Raw genomic sequence first — 18,502 nt, forward strand, 5'->3', positions numbered from 1 at the left:
GACACCCCGCCGCCGGTCCGCCTACGATGCGCGCGATGAAGAACTTCTCCTCTTGTGGATCGGGGGAATCGTTCGCGCAAGGTGAGTGCTGATGGCACATCACTTCGTGAGCGTTCCGGCCCGACTGTCGATGTGGCGGCGCGTGCGGGAGTACGCGGTGCCGTTGTCCATGATCGAGACGGCCACCGCGCGGCGGGCGGCCGGTGACTGGGGCGGCGCCTGTGCGGCCGCCCGGGTGGACGTGGATCTCGATCTGCGCGCCGTGCGCAAGCGGCACGGCAATGAAATCACCGGTCGGCTGCGGGCGGATCTGCGGCGGCTGGCACCGGATCTGCTGCGGTGGCACATGCCCCGGGTCGTGCCCGACGGGCGACTGCGGCCCGGTCTCACCGTGACCCTCGCCCGCTATGCGGGAGCCACACCCGTGCATCTCGTCGTACGGACGCCGCCCGCCTGGGCGGACGCCGGGCAGCGGATGACGCTGGCGCTGTGGGAGGGATCGGGAAGCGGTTACGGCGGTCATCATCCGCATCCGCATCCCGACCGGCGTTTCCGGCTCGATCTGCACCGGCGTCTGTGGGACGCCCGGGAGTGCGCCGAGCCCTGGAGCCCGCCCGACCGGGGTGAGCCGCCCGAGGGGCTGGACCTGCCCGCCCCGTGGGACGCCGGGAACTGGGGCGCCGAGGCGGAAGCGCTGCTGCGTGCCGAGGGGCGGGATCGGGGGGCGTTCACCGTCCGGCTCGGGGCGCGTCGCCGTGTCGTACTCGAACTGGTCGCGCCCGACGACAGCCATGTGCCGACGGTTCGGCTCGTGCGGGAGGTGCCGCCTGCGCAGGAGGTCGCGGCGCTTCCGGTGCTGCCGGAGGCGGCGGCGCGGGTCCTGCCGGATGTGGAACTGCTACGGGCCGGTCTGGTGACGCCGCCGCGGTTGCATCCGCTTGTCGCGCGAGCGTTGGCGGGGTACGGGGCGGGTGAGTCCGCCGACGCCCCGGCCGAGCCGCACGACCCGCACGACCCGCACGATCCGCATCGGGTCGAGTGCCGGGGACAGGTGCACCGGATCGCGCTGCGGGAGGGTGTGCTGACCGCCGTCGACCACGACCCGGACGAACTCCGCCGCGAGGAGCTGCTGGTGGGGCTCGGCGGGCCACCGCTGCCGTGTCTGCGGGCGATCGACGCCGTGCACCGCAGTCCCGAGGCGCTGCCCGCGATCCGGGAGCGGCTGCGGCACGGGGACACGGCGGGGGCGCTGGCCGTGGTGGAAGGGCTGCTCGGTCCGGGGGCGCTGCTGCGCGACGGACCGCTGCGGGACGAACTGGAGTCGGCGGCGGTCGGCCGGATCGAGCACGGGCTGTACCGCTCGGGGCTGGTCGCCGTGCATCCCGCCGCCGAGGCGGTCTGGGAGGCGGACCGGCGCCCGCGCCTCGGCCGCCGCGCGCCCGTCCCCCTGCTCCTCAAGCGCGACAGAAAGAACCGGCCCCGAACCGGCCAGAGGTACTGACCGACTTCACGCGGGGTCCGGTCGACTCCGCATGTCCTCACATCCATTTGGGACCCGAACGTCCCCTTCTCCTCCTCAGGTGATGCCCATGAACCCCAGCCCGTCCACCGCGCCCCAACTCGTCCTCGCCCAGGACCTCTTGACCCTCCTGCGCACGACCACCACCGAGCCCCGCCCCGACGAGCAGCTCGAAGCGCTCGCCCTCGCCGTGGCAGCCGATCTGCCCGTACTGCTCTGGGGCGAGCCCGGCATCGGCAAGACCGCCGCGCTGACGCAGCTCGCCGACACGCTCGAACTGCCGCTGACGACCGTGATCGCCAGCGTCCACGAGCCGTCCGACTTCTCCGGGCTGCCGATCCTGGGCGACGACCCCGAGGTGCGCGGGGTGCCGATGGCGCCGCCGCAGTGGGCGGTCGAACTGGTGCGGGCCGGAAAGGGGTTGCTGTTCCTCGACGAACTGTCCACCGCCACCCCGGCTGTGCAGGCCGCGCTGCTCCGGGTCGTCCTGGAGCGCAGGGTCGGAACCCTCCAACTCCCGCCGGGGGTACGGATCGTGGCCGCCGCCAACCCACGCGCGTCGGCGGCGGACGGCTGGGAACTCAGCCCGCCGCTGGCCAACCGGTTCGTGCATCTGCACTGGGTCCACGACCGCGAGGTGGTGGTGCGCGGGCTGGGCGGCGTCTGGCCCCGCGCCGAACTCCCCCACCTGGTGCCGGAGTTGCTGCCGGACGCTGTGGCGCTCGCGCGGCGCACCGTCACCGGTTTCCTCAGTGCCCGCCCGACCCTGATCCACCGCCTGCCCACCACCGAGACCCGGCGCGGCGGCGCCTGGCCCTCGCCCCGGAGCTGGGAAGCCGCGCTGACCCTGCTGGCCTTCGGCACCGCCGCCGCCGTCTCCCGCGATGTGCTGGCGCTGCTCGTACGGGGCGCGGTCGGGGACGGTCCCGGGCTCGAACTCCTCGCCCACATGGACCGGTTGGACCTTCCCGACCCGGAGATCCTGCTCGCCGACCCGGCCCGCGCCGAGCTGCCGGAGCGGGGCGATCTGCGGCAGGCCGCGCTGGAGGCGGTGGTCGCCGCCGTGGGTGCCCGGCCCGAACGGCCGCGCTGGGAGGCAGCCTGGGCGGTCCTGGTCCGGGCGCTGGAGACCGGCACCCCGGACCTCCTGGTCGCCCCCGCCACGACGCTGGCCGCGCTCCGCCGCGACGACTGGGACGTACCGGACACGATGGAGCGGCTGGCGGGGGTGATCGGCATCGCCCGGGGAGCCGACCGGTCGGTGGAGCGGGTGGCCACGGCAGCCGGGGCGCGCCAATGACGGGGGTCGCCAAGCGCCGGGCGCCCGGCACAACCGCCCCGACCACCACGACCGTCACCACCGTCCCAGTCGCCACGACCGCCGCCACGAAGCGCCCCGCCCCGCGCCCCAAGCCCCCACCCCTCCGCCCCGCACACCCCATACGCCCCGCCAGTCCCCCACCCCTCCCCGACCCCGCCCTCCCCCTCGACCTCCCCAAGCTCCTCACCGCCCGCCTCCACGCGGTCAAGGTCCGCCCCTACCTCGCCGACGCCCTCTTCGCGCTGCATGTCGTGGAGGACCGCTCGGTGCCGACCATGGCGGTGGACCCGTACTGGCGCTGCTACGTCTCGCCCGCCTTCGTGGCCCGCACCCCCGTGGAGGAGCTGGCCGGGGTCTGGGTGCACGAGGTCTCCCATCTGCTCCGGGACCACCACGCCCGGGGCGAGCGGTACGCACGGGAGCACGAGGCGCACGGTCCAGGGGAGCCGCTGCGCCGGAACATCGCCGCCGACTTCGAGATCAACGACGACATCTACGGCGACGGTCTGCCGCGACCGGCCGGAGCCGTGCTCCCGGGGCTGCTGGACCTGCCCCCCGACCTGCTGATGGAGGAGTACCTGCGCACCGCCTCCCTGTCCGGGCTCACCTCCGACCTGGCGTGGCTGGACTGCGGCAGCGGTGCCGACGGGCGGGAGCGGCCGTGGGACCTCGGGCCCGAGGGGGCGTTCGGGCTGAGCAGGCAGCAGCGGGACGCGGTGCGGTTCCGGGTCGCGGAGGGGATCAAGGGCCGGCCGGGCAGCGCGCCGGACGGGTGGCGCCGGTGGGCGGACGAGGCGTTCCATCCGCCGCAGCCGTGGCGGCAGTTGCTGGGGGCGGCGGTCCGCTCGGCGGCGTCCGCGCCGGGGGTGGGCGAGAACCACACCTACCGGCGCCCGTCCCGCCGCTCGGCCAGTGTCCCCGGAGTGGCGCTGCCGAGTCTGCGCCGTACGCCGCCGCGGGTCTGCGTGGTGATCGACACCTCCGGTTCGGTGAGCGACGCCGAACTGGGCAGCGCGCTGCTGGAGGTGGCGGCGATCACCCGCGCGGTGGGCGGCCGTCGCGACCTGGTCTCGGTGATCTCCTGCGACGCGGCGGCGGGGATCGCCGTACCCCTCTGCCGTGCCGAGAGCCTTGAGCTGATCGGCGGGGGCGGCACGGATCTGCGCTCCGGGTTCGCCCGGGCGCTGCGCGCGCGGCCGCGCCCGGACGTGATCGTGGCCCTGACGGACGGCCAGACCCCCTGGCCGTCCGCCCCGCCGCCGTGCCGTACGGTCGTCGGTCTCTTCCCGCGTCCGCCCCGGGCGCGGGACGAGCAGGACCCCGACTACGTGCCGGAGGGTCCGCCCGTCTGGGCGCGGGTGGTCACCATCGGATGAGAGGGCGCACGCTCACCGGCTCTCGTGGCGGCTCAGCCGACCGAGAGGTTCTGCGCGACCGTGTTCCCGGCGAAGCCATTCACGCCGAACAGCCCGCTCGCGTACGTCGAGTCGGTGGCGTCGATGACCGGATCGGCGCCGTTGCCGAGCCAGACGCGGATGCGGTCGCCGTTCGTCTGCACCTTGAGGTGATAGGTGCGCCCCTCGACGACAGTCGTCTTGTACGTGGCGATGTCCTTGCCGGGGCGCCAGAGTTTGACGACCCCGCTGGTGTCGATGTTCGCCGTGTACCCGGCACCGGAGGCGTCCGCGCGGAACGTGAGACCGGTGGCGGTGCCGTTGGTGACGGACAGGTCGCCCTGGTAGGTGAAGTCGGTGCCGGTGCGGTCGCTGAGGTAGAAGCCGTCCTGTGCGGTGCGGCCGTGCAGCCCGTCGGGACCGACCGTCCAGGTGCCGCCGCGCGGGGTCCATCGTCCGGTGGGGAAGGAAGTGAAGCCGCCCGTACCGGTGTTGAGGTTCTGCACGGTGGCGGTGCCGCTGTAGACGTTCGCGCCGAACACCCCGCTGGTGTACGTCGAGTCGGTCGCGTCGATGACCGGGTCGGCGCCGTTGTCGAGCCAGACGCGGATGCGGTCGCCGTTCGTCTGCACCTTCAGATGGTGGGTGCTCCCGGCCGCGATGGGCGTGGCGTACGTCGCGATGTCCCGGCCGGGGCGCCAGAGTTTGACGACCCCGCTGGTGTCGATGTTCGCCGTGTACCCGGCGCCGGAGGCGTCCGCGCGGAAGGTGAGACCGCCGGCCCGCGCGGAGTCGAGGCTGATGTCGCCCTGGTAGGTCGCGTCGCCCGCGCTGGTGGCGCTGAGGTAGAAGGCGTCGCCGGAGGCGGAGGCGCGCTTGCCGCCGCTGACGTCGCTCCAGGTTCCGCCGGAGGCGTGCCAGGGTCCCTTGAGGTTGCTCAGGAGGGTCGACTGACCGGTTCCCCAACTGGTGTTGAGGCGGGTGAAGGTCGCGCTGTCGAGGGTCACCTTGCCGTCGAGCGCGAAGAGCCCGATGCCCTGGCTGTCGGCGCCGGAGTCGAAGTAGGCGTTGTCGGAAAGGGAGTAGAGACCGCCGTCGGCGAACAGCTCCAACTGCCCCCGGTCCACGAGGAGTCGCAGGGTCACCTTGCCGTCGCGCGGCTTGAGCGGCTTGTCCTGGAGCGTCTGCGCCTTGAGGTCGTAGACGACCCGGCGGTCGGCGGAGCCGTCGGAGCGCAGGTGCAGATCGAAGCCGAACCGGGAGGCGGTGGCGTTCTTGACGTCGAACTGCGCGGTCAGTTCGTAGGTGTCCGCCTTGATGCCGTCGAGGAGGTTGCCGGACTTCGCGGTGTCGATGGTCCGGTTCTTCCAACTGCGGCTGTCCGAGGCGAGGGTGGACAGTTCGGCGACCGGGGTGCGGGTGATCCGGGGTCCGGCGGGGGTGGTCACCAGGGCCAGGGTCGCGGGGAAGGTCGCGTTGCCGGTCCAGGTGCTGCCGTAGTTGCCGCCCTGCCAGGCCATCTGCACGGTACGGCCGTCGGGGGTGTTGGTGAACGTCTCGGCGGCGTAGAAGCTGCCGCCCGCGTAGGTGGTGCCGAGGTCCATCTGCTGGGGCTGGGTCCAGTCGGTGCTGAACGTTTTGCCGTCGAAGGAGCCGACGACGTACTGGCTGGAGGCGGAGGTGAGGATCCACTTCTGCTGGCCGGACTTGCCGTCCAGGTTCAGCGGATACATGTCCGGGCACTCGAAGAGCCAGGGCGCGCCGAAGCGGCTGGCGAACGTCCAGTCCAGGAGGTTGGGCGAGGTGTAGATGTTCACGCCGTTGCCGCCCTGCGAGGACCACACCACCATCGCCCAGCGGTGCCGGGCCGCGTCCCAGAACACCTTGGGGTCACGGCTCTCGTCCGGGATGTCGATGACCTTGCGGCCCTTGCCGTACGCCTGGAAGCTGCGCCCGTCGTCGTTGCTGTAGAAGACGCTGACCCCATTGGTGTTGGAGAAGACGACGATCGGGTCCAGCGAACCGGTCTTCAGACCCGAGGTGTTGTCCTTGTCGACGACGCCTCCGCCGGAGAAGAGCGTGCCGGGGTGGACGCCCGGCTCCAGCGCGACCGGCTTCTGGGTCCAGTGGACGAGGTCGGGGCTGGTGGCGTGACCCCAGTGCATGGTGTCCCAGGCCAGACCGTGCGGGTTGTGCTGGTAGAAGAAGTGGTAGAGCCCGTTGGCGTAGACGAGTCCGTTGGGGTCGTTCATCCAGCCGGACTGCGAGCTGAAGTGGAACTGCCCCCGGTACGGCTCGCTGTAGGTGGTCGGCGGGTACGGGAACTCGGGGTAGTCCTGCACCGTCCCGGCTGCCGCGGGGGTCCCCGGCAGCAGCGCCGCCAGGAGCGCGATCAGGGAGACGAGCAGGGCTGCGGCTCTTCGACGCACGGAAACCACCCTCACCTGGGACATGTTCATGTCATCGTTGACATCGTTATCGTCGCGCGGTCGATCAGATGATGGGGCCGACGCGTCAACTCGTCAACGGACCGGGCGAGTTCGGTTCACCCGGGGTTCGGTGCGCTCAGCGGGCGGTCTCCATCTCGCTCTGGCGCGACAGGAGTTCGTCCATCACGGTGGCGGCCATGTGACGTGCGGTGCGGAGGATGTCCTCGTCGCTGAAGTCGCCGTGCGCGGAGGCGTCCACGGCGGCGTTGATGCTCAACAGGGCCATGCGCAACTGGAGTACGTCCGCCGGTGTGCGGCGGGGCAGCAGCTCGGTCAGCGCGTCGACGAGCGCCGCGAGGGCGAATCCGATGCGGTTGCCGGTCTGTTCGGCGAGGGTACGCACCAGGAGCGGGTTGGCGGTCAGGAAGCGGATGCCGTGGAGCTTGTCGGCGGAGAACGACCCGACCCAGCGCAGTACGGCCGCCTTCGCCGACTCCGGTGTCCGGGGCTGGGTGCCGATCCACGCCAGCAGCTCCTCCGCCTCCGATCCCCGCTGGTCGAACAGGGAGCGGACGATGTCCTCCTTGCCCGCGAAGTGGTAGTAGAGCGACGCCTTCTTGATCCCCAGCGCCTCCGCGATCTCACGCATCGAGGTCGCCTCGTAGCCGGAGGCGGTGAACAGCTCCAGGGCGACGCGGCGGATCGCGGCGCGCGTTTCGGCGCCGGAGCGGCGGGGCGACTCGGGGGCGGACGATGTGACCATGCCCGCAGCCTACCGCACGGTAGGCTTGCCTACCTTCCGGTAGGTAGGCTACGTTCGGCGGCGCCGCCCCGGTCATGAGCCTTTGTCGCCCTTGGAGGAAGCAGATGAGCAGGTACGACGTCGTGTGCGAGTACCCGTATCCCATCGCGGAGGTCTGGCACGTCCTGACCGACCCCGCCCATGTGGCCCAGTGGACGACCACCGGTCAGGGCGGCCGACCGGACGGCTTCGCGCCGGTCGCGGGCACGGCGTTCCGCTTCGTCGGCAAGCCGGTCGTGGGATGGGCTGGCATCGTCTACTGCGAGGTGCGGGAGGTCGAGGCGCCCCACCGGCTGCGCTACACGTGGAAGGGCGACGCCGACAGCGACGAGGTCACCGAAGTCGTGTACGTCCTTGAGGAGATACCCGGCGGCACCCGCTTCACCTGGCGGCACACGGGGTTCACGGGCGTCGGCGGCTTCGCGATGTCGAAGCTTCTGGGGAACGTCCGCCGCAGGATGCTGACCGAGGGCGTGCCGCCGCTGCTCGCCGCCTGGCACGCGGCTCAGTCGGCCTGACCGTCCACCCAGACCCCGTCCCGCATGAGCACCCTCCCCCGCAGCTCCGGCACTCCCCGCCAGGCCAGCACGCCGCTCAACTCCACCCGCACATAGACGAACGGTCCCTCCTCGCCCCGCGGGTCCCACCCGAACTTCCCGGCGAACCCGTCCGCCGCCGTCCCGGGCACCTCCTCGGCCGGGAAGCACCGCGCCTCGCCCCGCAGCAGGACGACGTCGAGGCTGTCCGGCAGCGCCAGCCGCACCCGCGGGTCCGCCCGGAGGTTCCGTACGGTCGCGGAGCCGCCCCCGGTGCACATCCACACGACCTCGCCGTCCCACCAGAACCACAACGGCACCTGATGCGGGCCGTGTTCGGGGTGCGCGGTCGACACCCACACGTCCCGCTCCCCGGTGAGCCGTTCGAGCGTGTCGTTCCGTCGCCGCGCCGTGTCCCGGCGCCTGATGTCCGCGGTCTGCATGCCGGTCAACCTAGCCAGCGGCGCCGGGGTTGCGCCTGAGGCATTGGGCCTACGACCTACGACCCAAGCCTCGAGGCGCGGGGTGCTCAGGGCGCGGTGAACAGGGTGGGAAAGCGGGGTGCGAGCCAGGGCTTGCGTCCCCAGGCGAGTACGCCTCCGCGCGCCATCGCCTGCCAGGGTCCCAGGCGCCCCAGCGCGATGAGCAGGAAGGTGACCGGCTCGGTGAGGATGGTGCAGTCGGAGGGCCGCGGCGGGGCGGGGAGGACCTCGACCGTGCCGTCGGCGAAGGTGACGCCGAACGCCTCGCCGCCGCCCCGGACGCGCAGGGTGAATCGAGCCGTCATCCCGGCAGCGGCATCGGCGTTGGCGACACGCGGCATCGCCGTCTTCAGGAACGGCAGACACAGCTCGACCCGCGCCCGGTCGATCATGTGCGGGCGCCGCACCGCACGCGCGAGGTCGTAACCGTGACCCAGCATGTGGGTCAGGAGATACGAGGCGAGCACGGCCGGGTCCATGGGTCCGAGCGGGGTCAGCAGCGTCCGGTCCGGCGCGCCTCGCTCCACCGCGTCCAGGAACGCCGCCGCCTGCTCCACGATCATCGCGGCGAGCGGCTGCGCCCCGCGTTCGGGGAACTCGGCGAGGCTGCGCGCGTTGGCCGCCGCGAGGCTCTGCGGCGTGCCGTCTCCGTAGCGCCGTTCCGCTCCGTCCGCGAGACCGGCCATGAGCCCGTTGGCCAGCGCCAGGTGAGCGGCCGTCTCCCCGACGGTCCACTCCAGCCCCGGTACGGGCAGGCTCGTGTCCGTCGCGCCGTCGAGGAGCGCGGCGATGTCCCCGGCGGTCTCCCGTATCGCCCGCCCGAGCCCCTCCGGCAGGACACCCCCGGCATCCGTCTCCACTTCCCGCTCCACGCCGCCGCTCTCCTCGCACTTCGCTGATCACGCACTCGTAGCGCGGTACAAAACCAGACCCACCGGCCGGGGACAAGGCGCGGGCGGGGCTCGCATCGGGACGGCGGTCAGTGGCCGCCGCTCGGGGGCTCGCAGTGCGAGCCGTCGGGGTAGCCGCCGAAGGCGTCCGCCTGGGTGGAGTCGGTGGTCATCGTGCCCTCCAGACACCAGGGAGAGACACCGATGTCGACGAGGAAGCCGACCCCGGTCGGTCCGTTCTGATACGCCCGCACCGCGTCGGCGGAGTAGCCGAGCCGGGTGAGCGCGTCACGGACGCCGTCCGGGGCGAAGTCGCCGCGCTTGCGCAGCGGTTCGAGCGCGCTGGTGACGCTGGCGACCGCCGCGATCCCCTTGCACCGGTTCTCTCCGTGGAGCTTGAGGGGCACCCGGAAACCGTGGTTCTCGGCGTAGTGGTCCGGCGGTGACGCGGTGGCGGTCGGGGTGGTGGCCGCGGGTGTCGTCGGCACGGCGCTCTCACCGGGGCAGGGGAAGTCCGTCTGCGCGCGGGGAGTCGACACGGCGGTCGGCGTCGGCTGTGCGGGCGGGTTCGCGCCGGCGGTGTCCCCCGCCCGCTCCGTCCCGCACCCCGTCAGCAGGACCACCGCCGCCACCGGCACCGCCACCGGCAGGGTCCGGAGGCGGACTCTCGTCTTTCTTGGCAACGTCATGGCCCGATCCTGCCCGGCAGCGGGGAGGGTGTCATGAGCATTCCTACTCAGTCGCCCGTTCACCGGACTCGTCCGGTCACCCCGTCTCAGTCGGTGCCGGGCTGGACGAGCTTGAACGCCAGGCGTGCCGCCGCCCGTTGGGCGGACTGCCGCAAGCGGGTCGAGACGGGCGCCGCGGAGACCGGCGGGCGCGTGCCGGACGCGAGCCGGGGGAAGAGCAGTCCGGCGTTGAGGTGGTCGACGGCTGCCAGCGTCGTGGCGTCGACGCCGGTGTCGAGACCGTTGGCGAAGTACTGCCCGGCCGGGGCGGGCGCGAAGGGCCAGTCGCTGCCGAAGAGGACGTGTCCCTCCCGGGCGAAGGCGAGCAGGGTGGGGAGCGCGGCGGGGCTGGAGGACAGGGCGGTGTCGAAGTAGAAGGAGCGGAAGTCGTCCAGGACGTCCAGCGGGCTGCGTCCGGTGTCGTTGGCGATGGTGAGCGCCATGCGGTGGGAGGAGTAGGGGACGAATCCTCCGGCGTGACCGAGGATGAACCGGATGTCCGGATAACGGCGGACGACACCGTTGCGGACGAGGAGGTAGGCGGCGCGGGTGGTGTCCAGGAGGAAGTCGGCGGCGAACGGCGGGATGTCGTCGACCGGCGGAGCGGGCAGTTCGGCGGGGTGGACGAAGGCGACGGCGCGGCGGTCGTTCAGCACCTGCCAGAGCGGCTCCTGCCCTTCGGCGCCGAGGTAGGTGCCGCGGTTGTTGGCCAGCAAGGTCACGCCGTCGGCCCCGAGTTCGTCCAGCACGCGGGCTGCCTCGGCGGCGGCGTTCTTGACGTCGGGCAGCGGCAGCGTCGCGAACTGCCCGAAGCGGGCGGGGTGTTCGGCGACCAGGGAGGCTGTGTGGTCGTTGAGTCGCCGGGCGAACCCGGCGGCTTCCTCGGGGTCCGTGAGGAAGCCGACTCCGGGTGTCGAGACCGACAGCACCGCCGCGGCGATGCCCATCAGGTCCATGAACTCCAGCGCCGACTCCGCGCTCCAGTCGGGCAGGGCACGCCCGCCCGCTTCGTCGATGCCCGATGCGGCGAGCGCGTCGCGGTAGAAGGCGGGTACGAGGTGCTGGTGAACGTCGATGCGGTGGGTCGAGCGAGCCATGACGCGGCCTTCCGTGCGGGATCGGGGGTGCGACGCTGGACGTCTGGGGTTGCGGTGCCGGACGGGGATGCGTGTCCGGGTAGGGGTGCATATCCGGGCAGGGCTGCGTGTCCAGGCAGGACTGCGGGTCCGGGCAGCAGTCCGGTGCCGATGCGGTCGGCCTAGGCAGCGGTCTCGTCGGCGCGGATCACTGACCGCTCCGCGCGGCCAGCCGCGTCGCCGCCTCGAACACCAGCCGTGCGTGCAGCTCGAACAGGGCCACGAGGTCGACCGCGTCCCCGTCGATCTCCCGCTGCACGAACAGCCCGTCGGCACCCGCGACCGCATAGGTCGTCACGGTGGCGACGGCGTTCTCGTCGAGCGTGGGGAAGAGTTTCGAGACCGTCCCGGCGATCTTGGCGCGGGCGACCTCGCGGACCTGGAGGAAGACGGTCCGGCCTCGGGGCTCGGTGGGGCGTCGCTCCAGGGCGAGCATGAGACCCAGGCGCAGGAAGTCGGGGGCGTCCACGAGGGACTTGGCGACCTTGGCCGCCATGGCGACCACCTGCTCCAGCGGTGTGCCCTGACTCTCGTCCGGCAGGGCGACCTCCGCGAGCCAGGTGTCGAAGCTGCGCTCGATGACGGCGGCGATCAGGTCGTCCTTGTCGGCGAAGTGCCAGTAGATGGAGCTGGCGGGCAGACCGCACTTGGCGCTGACCGCGGCGATCGAGGTGCCCTGGTAGCCCCGCTCCCCGGCGATCTCCACGGTCGCGTCGAGGATGCGCTGCCGTGACTCCACGCCGTTCGCGCGCTTCTTCCGTGCCGTCTGCTGCGCCTTTGTCATCTGCCAGGCCCTCTCGTGTGGCGTGTCCGAGCCCTTGACCGTATCGCTGAGCCATGCCTACCGTAGCACTCGTTCCAATTGGAGTGAACGCTACATTAAGAGCCGAACGGCATGATCGACAGTGAGGTGGCCTGGTGAGTGAGATCAGGGCCGGGACAGCAGCCCCGGACGGGTCCTACGACGTGGCGGTGATCGGCTACGGGCCCACCGGAGTGACCGCCGCCAACCTCCTGGGAGCGGCGGGGCTCAAGGTGGTCGTGCTGGAGCGCGACAGCGAGATCTTCTCCCGCGCCCGGGCCATCTCCACCGACGAGGAGGTCGTCCGCATCTGGCAGCGCGCCGGTCTCGCCGAGCGGCTCAAGCAGGACATGCTGACGGAACGTCCCGTGGACTTCGTGGACGCGTCCGGCCGGTCCTTCATCAGCGCGCGCCCCACGCCGCGTGGCCATGGACATCCCCCGCAGATGTTCATCTACCAGCCGGCTCTGGAGCAGGTCCTGCGCGACGGGGTGCGGCGCTACCCCAACGTCGAGATCCTGCTGGGGCACGAGTGCCTGCGCGTGCGCCAGGACGCCGACGGGGTGGAACTCACCGTCGCGGGCACGACCGACGACACCGTCCGCCGCCTCCGCGCCTCCTACGTCATCGCCGCCGACGGCGGGTCCAGCCTCACCCGGGCGCAGTTGAACATCGGTTACGAGGGCCGGACGTACGAGGACCGCTGGGTCGTCATCGACACCAGGATGCTCAAGCCCTGGCCGGACCACGACAAGCTGCGCTTCCACTGCGACCCCGCCCGCCCCGCCGTGGACTGCCCCACTCCCCTGGGCCATCACCGCTACGAGTTCCCGCTGCTGCCCGGCGACGACGAGAAGCAGCTCACCACCAAGGACGCCGTCCACCAGTTGGTCTCCCGGTACGGCATCGGACGGGACAGCATCGAGGTGCTGCGGGCCACCGTCTACAGCCACCATGTCCGCTTCGCCACCCGCTTCCGCGTCGGCCGGATCTTCCTCGCGGGGGACGCCGCCCACGCCATGCCCCCGTGGATCGGCCAGGGCATGGCCGCGGGCGTGCGCGACGTGGCGAACCTGTGCTGGAAACTGGACGCGGTGCTGCGCGGCGAACTGCCCGAGAGCGTCCTCGACAGCTACGAGACCGAGCGCAAGCCGCACGTCCGAGAGGTCACCAAACGAGCGGTCCTGGTCGGCCGTGTCATCACCGAACGCCGCCCGCCCGTCACACGCGTCCGTAACACCGTGCTGCGCACTCTGGGACGCTTCCCCCGCTTCAGTGCCCGGCTGCAGGACGCGAACTGGATCCCCGTCGCCCGGTACGACGCCGGTCTCCAAGCCCCGTCCCGCACCAAGGCGACCGGCCACCAGGTCCCCCAGCCCTGGGTCACCGACGCCGACGGCGAACGGGTCCGCCTCGACGACGCCCTCGGCGGCCGATGGCTCGTGCTGCACGCCCGTGCTGCCGCGCCCACGCCCGCCTGGGACCTCCCCGGCGTCCCCGCGCTGACGATCACCCCGGTCGGCTCCGAACCCGCGGAGGGCGCGCTCGTCGACAGCGACGACGTCCTGCTGCCGTGGATGGCCGGGCACGGAGCGACCACGCTCGCCCTGCGCCCCGACGCCTATGTCTACGCGTCGGCCCCCGCGGGCGTCCCGCTCCCGCCCCCGCCGCCCGGCTTCGCGCCGTCCCTTGTCCGCCCCCCCCGACCGCCGCCACCGCCCAGTGAGGACACCGGCACCATGACAACGACACCGACTTCCCTGCCGACGATGCGGGAGACGACGTACGACGTCGGCGGACGGAAGATCTTCGCCGCCGAGACCGGTGAAGGACCGGCGGTCCTGCTGCTGCACGGCGGCGGCCCCGGCGCCTCGGGCGTCTCCAACTACGCCCGCAACATCGCCGAGTTGGCCAAGGAGTACCGGGTCGTCGTGCCCGACCTGCCCGGCTACGGACGCAGCACCAAGGGCATCGACGCCGCCGACCCCTTCGGCGACCTGGCGTCCGGCATCCGCGCTCTCCTGGACGAACTGGACCTGGAGAAGGCGCACTTGGTGGGCAACTCCTACGGTGGCGCCTGCGCCCTGCGGCTCGCCCTGGACACTCCCGACCGCGTCGGACGGATGGTGCTGATGGGACCCGGCGGTATCGGCACCACCCGGGCGCTGCCCACGCCGGGTCTCAACAGCCTGCTGAACTACTACGGCGGTGACGGACCTTCGCGGCTGAAGCTGGAGAAGTTCATCCGCAACCACCTCGTCTTCAACGCCGCGGACATCCCCGACTCCGTCATCGACGAGCGTTACCGGGCCAGCCTCGACCCCGAGGTGATCGCCGCCCCGCCCCTGCGGCGACCTTCCGGGCCGGGCGCCGTGCGCACCCTGGTGAAGATGGACTTCACCCGCGACCGGCGGCTGTCCCGGCTGCCGGTGCCCACCCTGGTGCTGTGGGGTACGCGGGACAAGGTCAACCGGCCCTCCGGCGGCCGGATGCTGGCCGAGCGCATGCCCAACTGCGATCTCTACCTGGTCGCGAACACCGGGCACTGGGTCCAGTTCGAACGCGCGCACCTGTTCAACCGGCTCTGCGCCGACTTCCTGGCAGGCCGTCGATGAGCACCCGAACGCCCGCCACCGCCTCGGTCTTCGGTGCCGTCCACCTCGGCTACATCATCATCGAGACCAACCGCTTCGCCGACTGGCGCCGCTTCGGCACCGATGCCATCGGCATGCACCACGACGCCCTCTCCTCCGACCTGATGCGCTTCCGCCTGGACGAGCAGGAGTGCCGCTTCCTGCTGCGGCGCGGTCCCGCCGAGGACGTCGTCACCACCGGCTGGCACATCGACGACCACACCGCCTTCGAGCAGATCGAGGCACGCATCCGGGCCCACGGTGTCCCGCTCAGCGCGGGCACCGACGAGGAAGCCGAACTGCGGGGCGTCGAGCGCCTGTTGCGCTTCCCCGGGCCCAAGGGCATCACCCAGGAGATCTACACGACACCCCGCACCTCGACCACACCCCTGCGGATGCTTGCCTCGGGCTTCGTCACCGGTGACTCCGGCATGGGCCATGTGGCGATCACCTCGACCAAGCCCACCGAGATCCGGGGCTACTTCGCGACCGTCTTCGACGCCCGCCTCACCGACCGCATCGACGAGACCATCAGCGGCGTCAAGCTCAAGATCCGCTTCCTGCGCGTCAACGAACGCCACCACTCCATCGCCGTGGCCGCGACCGCCGGTCTTCCGCTCGACCCGATCCGCACCCGGGTCCAGCACCTCAACATCCAGGCCGCGACCCTCGACGACGTCGCGCAGAGCTACCAGCGCGTGCACGAACTCGGCTTCGACATGGCGCTGTCGGTGGGTCAGCACACCAACGACCGTGAACTGTCGTACTACGCGCGCACTCCCTCGGGCTTCGAGTGGGAGGTCGGCTGGAACCCCCTGGTCGTCGACGAAAGCACCTGGGAGCCCTCGACGCACCAGGGGATCAGCGTCTGGGGTCATCTCCCCGTCGGCCGGACCATCGTGGACCAGCTCGCCCAGTTCCGGGCCGGAGCCCGCTCCCTCACCCGGTCCGAGGACACCGTCCCGGCGCTGAGCGGCGCCGGAACCGCCGACGTCCGCGTATCCGCTCCGGATCGCCGCCGGGGGCGGGCGTGAGCCCCCGGGAGCACGGCGACGCCGTCGCCAAGGCGGCGGACGTCCTTGAGGAGGCGGCTCGCAGCGGTGTGCCGTGTGCCCCCGTGCGCTCGCTGCTGCCCGAGGGCGATCTCGAAGCCGCCTACGCGGTGCAGCGTCTGCACGTCGAGCGTGCCGTTGCCGAAGGGCGCCGCCCGGTGGGCCGCAAGATCGGTCTCACCTCGCCCGCGGTCCAGCGTCAACTCGGCGTCGACCAGCCCGACTTCGGTGCTCTGTTCGCGGACATGGCCGTTCCCGAGGGACAGCCGGTCGCGCCGGGACGGCTGCTGCAGCCGAAGGTCGAGGCCGAGGTCGCCCTGGTGCTGGGCGCGGACCTGCCGTACCGCGATCCCACCGTCGCCGACCTGCTGCGGGCGACGGCGTTCGCGCTGCCCGCCCTGGAGATCGTGGACAGCCGCATCGCGGACTGGGACATCACCATCGTGGACACGGTCGCCGACAACGCCTCCTGCGGTCTGTTCGTCCTCGGCGGCACCCCCGTCCCCCTGGACCGCATCGACCTGCGCGCGGTCACGATGCACCTGACCAGGAACGGCGCGTCCGCTTCCTCGGGGACCGGCGCCGACTGTCTGGGCAGCCCGCTCACCGCCGCCCTCTGGCTCGCCGCCACCCTCGCGCGGCTGGGCGATCCGCTGAAGGCGGGCGACATCCTGCTGACCGGTGCGCTCGGGCCCATGGTCCTCGCAGGCGAGGGCGACACATTCACCGCACACATCGAGGGGCTCGGCACGGTCACGGCCGCGTTCGCCGTCTCGGAAGGAGCCGGAGCATGAGCACCAAGGTCGCCGTCATCGGGTCGGGCAACATCGGCACCGACCTGATGATCAAGATCCTGCGCCTGTCGGAGTCGCTGGAGATCGCCGCGATGGCCGGCATCGATCCGGACTCCGACGGCCTGGCCCGCGCCCGCCGTCTGAAGGTCGCCACCACCCACGAAGGGGTGGACGGTCTCGTGGAACTGGACGAGTTCGCGGATGTGGAGATCGTCTTCGACGCCACCTCGGCCGGAGGGCACCGCCGCCACGACGAGATCCTGCGCTCCCGGGGGCGCACGGTCGTGGACCTGACGCCCGCCGCGCTGGGACCGTACGTCGTTCCGCCGGTCAACGGCGACGCCCACCTGGACGCGCCCAACGTCAACATGGTCACCTGCGGCGGCCAGGCCACCATCCCGGTCGTGGCCGCCGTCAACGCCGTCACGCCCGTGCACTACGGGGAGATCGTCGCCTCGATCTCCTCCCGGTCGGCGGGCCCCGGCACCCGGGCCAACATCGACGAGTTCACCGAGACCACCGCGGCGGCCGTCGAGCGGGTCGGCGGGGCGACCCGCGGCAAGGCGATCATCGTCCTCAACCCCGCGGAACCCCCGCTGATCATGCGGGACACCGTGCACTGCCTGGTCGGCGACTGCGACGACAGCGCCGTGACCACCTCGGTGGAGGAGATGGTGGCCCGCGTCCAGGCGTACGTGCCCGGCTACCGCCTCAAGCAGAAGGTGCAGTTCGAGCGCGTTGCCGCCGACGACCCCCTGCGTAGCCTGCTGCCGCGCGGATCGCGCGGCGAAGAGGCGGCGAAGGTGTCCGTCTTCCTCGAAGTCGAAGGCGCCGCCCACTACTTGCCCGCCTACGCGGGCAACCTCGACATCATGACCTCGGCCGCCCTGCGCACCGCCGAGCGCATGGCCGCCCACCGCGCCACGGAGGTGGCAGCCCGATGACGACCTCCCTGTACGTCCAGGACGTCACCCTCAGGGACGGCATGCACGCCGTCCGCCACCGCTACACCCTGGAGCAGGCCCGCACCATCGCCGCCGCCCTCGACGCGGCCGGGGTCGCCGCCGTCGAGATCGCCCACGGCGACGGTCTCTCCGGCTCCGGCATCACCTACGGCGTCGGGGCCCACACCGACTGGGAGTGGATCGAGGCGGTCGTGGACGCGATGTCCCACGCCGTGCCCACCACGCTGCTGCTGCCGGGCATCGGGACCGTCCACGACCTGAAGCAGGCGCGGTCCCTCGGCATCCGCTCGGTCCGCGTGGCCACCCACTGCACCGAGGCGGACATCTCCGCCCAGCACATCGACGCCGCCCGCAACCTGGGCATGGACGTCGCCGGGTTCCTGATGATGTCCCACATGGCGGAACCTGCCGAACTGGCCCGCCAGGCGAAGCTGATGGAGTCCTACGGCGCCCAGTGCGTGTACGTCACCGACTCCGGCGGGCGGCTCACAATGGACGGGGTGCGCGACCGGGTCCGCGCCTACCGCGAGGTACTGAGCCCGGACACCGCAGTGGGTATCCACGCCCACCACAACCTCGGTCTGGGCGTGGCCAATTCGGTGGTCGCCGTCGAGAACGGTGTCACCCGTGTCGACGCCTCGCTGGCAGGTCAGGGCGCGGGCGCGGGCAACTGCCCTCTCGAAGCGTTCGTGGCGGTCGCCGACCTGATGGGCTGGCGGCACGGCTGCGATCTGTTCCCGCTGATGGACGCGGCCGACGACGTCGTCCGCCCCCTGCAGGACCGCGAGGTGCGCGTCGACCGCGAGACTCTCACCCTCGGTTACGCCGGTGTGTACTCCAGCTTCCTGCGGCACGCCGAGGCGGCGGCCCGTCGCCACGGCGTCGACACCCGCGACATCCTCGTCGAGGTGGGCCGGCGCGGGCTGGTCGGCGGCCAGGAGGACATGATCACGGACATCGCCCTCGACCTCACCCGGGCGGGCACACCTGTGCGATAGACCCCCATCGCCTGACAAGGC

At 71.9% G+C, this 18,502-nt stretch carries 16 protein-coding genes and 1 pseudogene; 10 read left to right on the forward strand and 7 right to left on the reverse strand.

From position 1 onward, the window contains the following. Nucleotides 1-91 precede the first annotated feature (91 nt). From IF655_RS04745 to IF655_RS04755, 3 genes are all read left to right on the forward strand, one after another. On the forward strand, nt 92-1,501 hold the full coding sequence (locus IF655_RS04745; RefSeq protein ID WP_199582219.1) for a hypothetical protein: 1,410 nt from the start codon (nt 92-94) through the stop codon (nt 1,499-1,501). Nucleotides 1,502-1,589: 88 nt separating this feature from the next. Next, nucleotides 1,590-2,819 (forward strand): AAA family ATPase, encoded by a 1,230-nt coding sequence (locus tag IF655_RS04750; protein ID WP_374100165.1) that lies wholly within the window; start codon nt 1,590-1,592, stop codon nt 2,817-2,819. Beyond that, nucleotides 2,816-4,216, forward strand: a complete 1,401-nt coding sequence (locus IF655_RS04755) for a VWA-like domain-containing protein (RefSeq protein WP_242488534.1) — start codon at nt 2,816-2,818, stop codon at nt 4,214-4,216. The genes IF655_RS04750 and IF655_RS04755 overlap by 4 nt, the downstream gene beginning before the upstream one ends. 32 nt (nt 4,217-4,248) lie before the next feature. On the opposite strand, the gene IF655_RS04760 is transcribed toward IF655_RS04755, so the two are convergent. Both IF655_RS04760 and IF655_RS04765 read right to left on the reverse strand, forming a co-directional pair. Beyond that, complete coding sequence (locus IF655_RS04760) at nt 4,249-6,663, reverse strand: glycoside hydrolase family 32 protein (RefSeq protein ID WP_199582221.1); 2,415 nt, start codon at nt 6,661-6,663, stop codon at nt 4,249-4,251. A gap of 136 nt (nt 6,664-6,799) precedes the next feature. Then, nucleotides 6,800-7,426, reverse strand: a complete 627-nt coding sequence (locus IF655_RS04765; protein ID WP_199582222.1) for a TetR/AcrR family transcriptional regulator — start codon at nt 7,424-7,426, stop codon at nt 6,800-6,802. 104 nt (nt 7,427-7,530) lie between these two features. Between IF655_RS04765 and IF655_RS04770 the strand changes: the two genes are divergently transcribed. After that, nucleotides 7,531-7,983 carry an SRPBCC domain-containing protein gene (locus tag IF655_RS04770; RefSeq protein ID WP_199582223.1) on the forward strand — a complete coding sequence of 151 codons (453 nt, stop codon included), beginning with the start codon at nt 7,531-7,533 and terminating at the stop codon, nt 7,981-7,983. Here the strand turns inward: IF655_RS04770 and IF655_RS04775 are convergent. The 5 genes from IF655_RS04775 to IF655_RS04795 form a co-directional block, all read right to left on the reverse strand. Next, nucleotides 7,971-8,444 carry a pyridoxamine 5'-phosphate oxidase family protein gene (locus IF655_RS04775; RefSeq protein WP_199582224.1) on the reverse strand — a complete coding sequence of 158 codons (474 nt, stop codon included), beginning with the start codon at nt 8,442-8,444 and terminating at the stop codon, nt 7,971-7,973. The genes IF655_RS04770 and IF655_RS04775 overlap by 13 nt on opposite strands. Before the next feature lie 86 nt (nt 8,445-8,530). Then, nucleotides 8,531-9,355 carry a maleylpyruvate isomerase family mycothiol-dependent enzyme gene (locus IF655_RS04780; RefSeq protein WP_199582225.1) on the reverse strand — a complete coding sequence of 275 codons (825 nt, stop codon included), beginning with the start codon at nt 9,353-9,355 and terminating at the stop codon, nt 8,531-8,533. Between the two features lie 107 nt (nt 9,356-9,462). Beyond that, complete coding sequence (locus tag IF655_RS04785) at nt 9,463-10,062, reverse strand: hypothetical protein (protein ID WP_199582226.1); 600 nt, start codon at nt 10,060-10,062, stop codon at nt 9,463-9,465. Nucleotides 10,063-10,148: 86 nt separating this feature from the next. Then, entirely contained in the window at nt 10,149-11,198 is a 1,050-nt protein-coding gene (locus IF655_RS04790; RefSeq protein WP_199582227.1) for an amidohydrolase family protein, read from the reverse strand. Nucleotides 11,199-11,385: 187 nt separating this feature from the next. Next, the gene (locus IF655_RS04795) at nt 11,386-12,021 is read right to left on the reverse strand and encodes a TetR/AcrR family transcriptional regulator (protein ID WP_199582228.1); all 636 of its coding nucleotides are present in this window, start codon (nt 12,019-12,021) and stop codon (nt 11,386-11,388) included. A 212-nt stretch (nt 12,022-12,233) separates the two neighbouring features. Here IF655_RS04795 and IF655_RS04800 point away from each other — a divergent pair. From IF655_RS04800 to dmpG, 6 genes and pseudogenes are all read left to right on the forward strand, one after another. Further along, nucleotides 12,234-13,619: pseudogene (locus IF655_RS04800) on the forward strand (bifunctional 3-(3-hydroxy-phenyl)propionate/3-hydroxycinnamic acid hydroxylase); the annotation flags it as partial. Between the two features lie 189 nt (nt 13,620-13,808). Then, complete coding sequence (locus tag IF655_RS04805) at nt 13,809-14,654, forward strand: alpha/beta fold hydrolase (RefSeq protein ID WP_199582371.1); 846 nt, start codon at nt 13,809-13,811, stop codon at nt 14,652-14,654. Next, nucleotides 14,651-15,706, forward strand: a complete 1,056-nt coding sequence (locus tag IF655_RS04810) for a VOC family protein (protein ID WP_199582229.1) — start codon at nt 14,651-14,653, stop codon at nt 15,704-15,706. Before IF655_RS04805 ends, IF655_RS04810 begins: the two co-directional genes overlap by 4 nt. After that, nucleotides 15,703-16,518 carry a 2-keto-4-pentenoate hydratase gene (mhpD, locus tag IF655_RS04815; protein WP_199582230.1) on the forward strand — a complete coding sequence of 272 codons (816 nt, stop codon included), beginning with the start codon at nt 15,703-15,705 and terminating at the stop codon, nt 16,516-16,518. The genes IF655_RS04810 and mhpD overlap by 4 nt, the downstream gene beginning before the upstream one ends. After that, a complete protein-coding gene (locus tag IF655_RS04820) occupies nt 16,515-17,462 on the forward strand; it encodes an acetaldehyde dehydrogenase (acetylating) (RefSeq protein WP_199582231.1) in 948 nt (315 codons plus the stop codon). Before mhpD ends, IF655_RS04820 begins: the two co-directional genes overlap by 4 nt. After that, on the forward strand, nt 17,459-18,481 hold the full coding sequence (gene dmpG / locus IF655_RS04825; protein WP_199582232.1) for a 4-hydroxy-2-oxovalerate aldolase: 1,023 nt from the start codon (nt 17,459-17,461) through the stop codon (nt 18,479-18,481). The genes IF655_RS04820 and dmpG overlap by 4 nt, the downstream gene beginning before the upstream one ends. The last annotated feature ends 21 nt before the right edge of the window (nt 18,482-18,502 follow it).

The organism is Streptomyces sp. DSM 110735 (assembly GCF_016482685.1).
Taxonomy (GTDB): Bacteria; Actinomycetota; Actinomycetes; order Streptomycetales; family Streptomycetaceae; genus Streptomyces.

What these genes read in the sequence shown, in the direction of transcription:
- IF655_RS04765 (WP_199582222.1), bottom strand. Translation starts at nt 7,426, where the DNA reads ATGGTCACATCGTCCGCCCCCGAGTCGCCCCGCCGCTCCGGCGCCGAA.
- dmpG (WP_199582232.1), top strand. Translation starts at nt 17,459, where the DNA reads ATGACGACCTCCCTGTACGTCCAGGACGTCACCCTCAGGGACGGCATG.
- IF655_RS04790 (WP_199582227.1), bottom strand. Translation starts at nt 11,198, where the DNA reads ATGGCTCGCTCGACCCACCGCATCGACGTTCACCAGCACCTCGTACCC.
- IF655_RS04810 (WP_199582229.1), top strand. Translation starts at nt 14,651, where the DNA reads ATGAGCACCCGAACGCCCGCCACCGCCTCGGTCTTCGGTGCCGTCCAC.
- IF655_RS04745 (WP_199582219.1), top strand. Translation starts at nt 92, where the DNA reads ATGGCACATCACTTCGTGAGCGTTCCGGCCCGACTGTCGATGTGGCGG.
- IF655_RS04820 (WP_199582231.1), top strand. Translation starts at nt 16,515, where the DNA reads ATGAGCACCAAGGTCGCCGTCATCGGGTCGGGCAACATCGGCACCGAC.
- IF655_RS04795 (WP_199582228.1), bottom strand. Translation starts at nt 12,021, where the DNA reads ATGACAAAGGCGCAGCAGACGGCACGGAAGAAGCGCGCGAACGGCGTG.
- IF655_RS04785 (WP_199582226.1), bottom strand. Translation starts at nt 10,062, where the DNA reads ATGACGTTGCCAAGAAAGACGAGAGTCCGCCTCCGGACCCTGCCGGTG.
- IF655_RS04770 (WP_199582223.1), top strand. Translation starts at nt 7,531, where the DNA reads ATGAGCAGGTACGACGTCGTGTGCGAGTACCCGTATCCCATCGCGGAG.
- IF655_RS04750 (WP_374100165.1), top strand. Translation starts at nt 1,590, where the DNA reads ATGAACCCCAGCCCGTCCACCGCGCCCCAACTCGTCCTCGCCCAGGAC.
- IF655_RS04755 (WP_242488534.1), top strand. Translation starts at nt 2,816, where the DNA reads ATGACGGGGGTCGCCAAGCGCCGGGCGCCCGGCACAACCGCCCCGACC.
- IF655_RS04775 (WP_199582224.1), bottom strand. Translation starts at nt 8,444, where the DNA reads ATGCAGACCGCGGACATCAGGCGCCGGGACACGGCGCGGCGACGGAAC.
- IF655_RS04805 (WP_199582371.1), top strand. Translation starts at nt 13,809, where the DNA reads ATGCGGGAGACGACGTACGACGTCGGCGGACGGAAGATCTTCGCCGCC.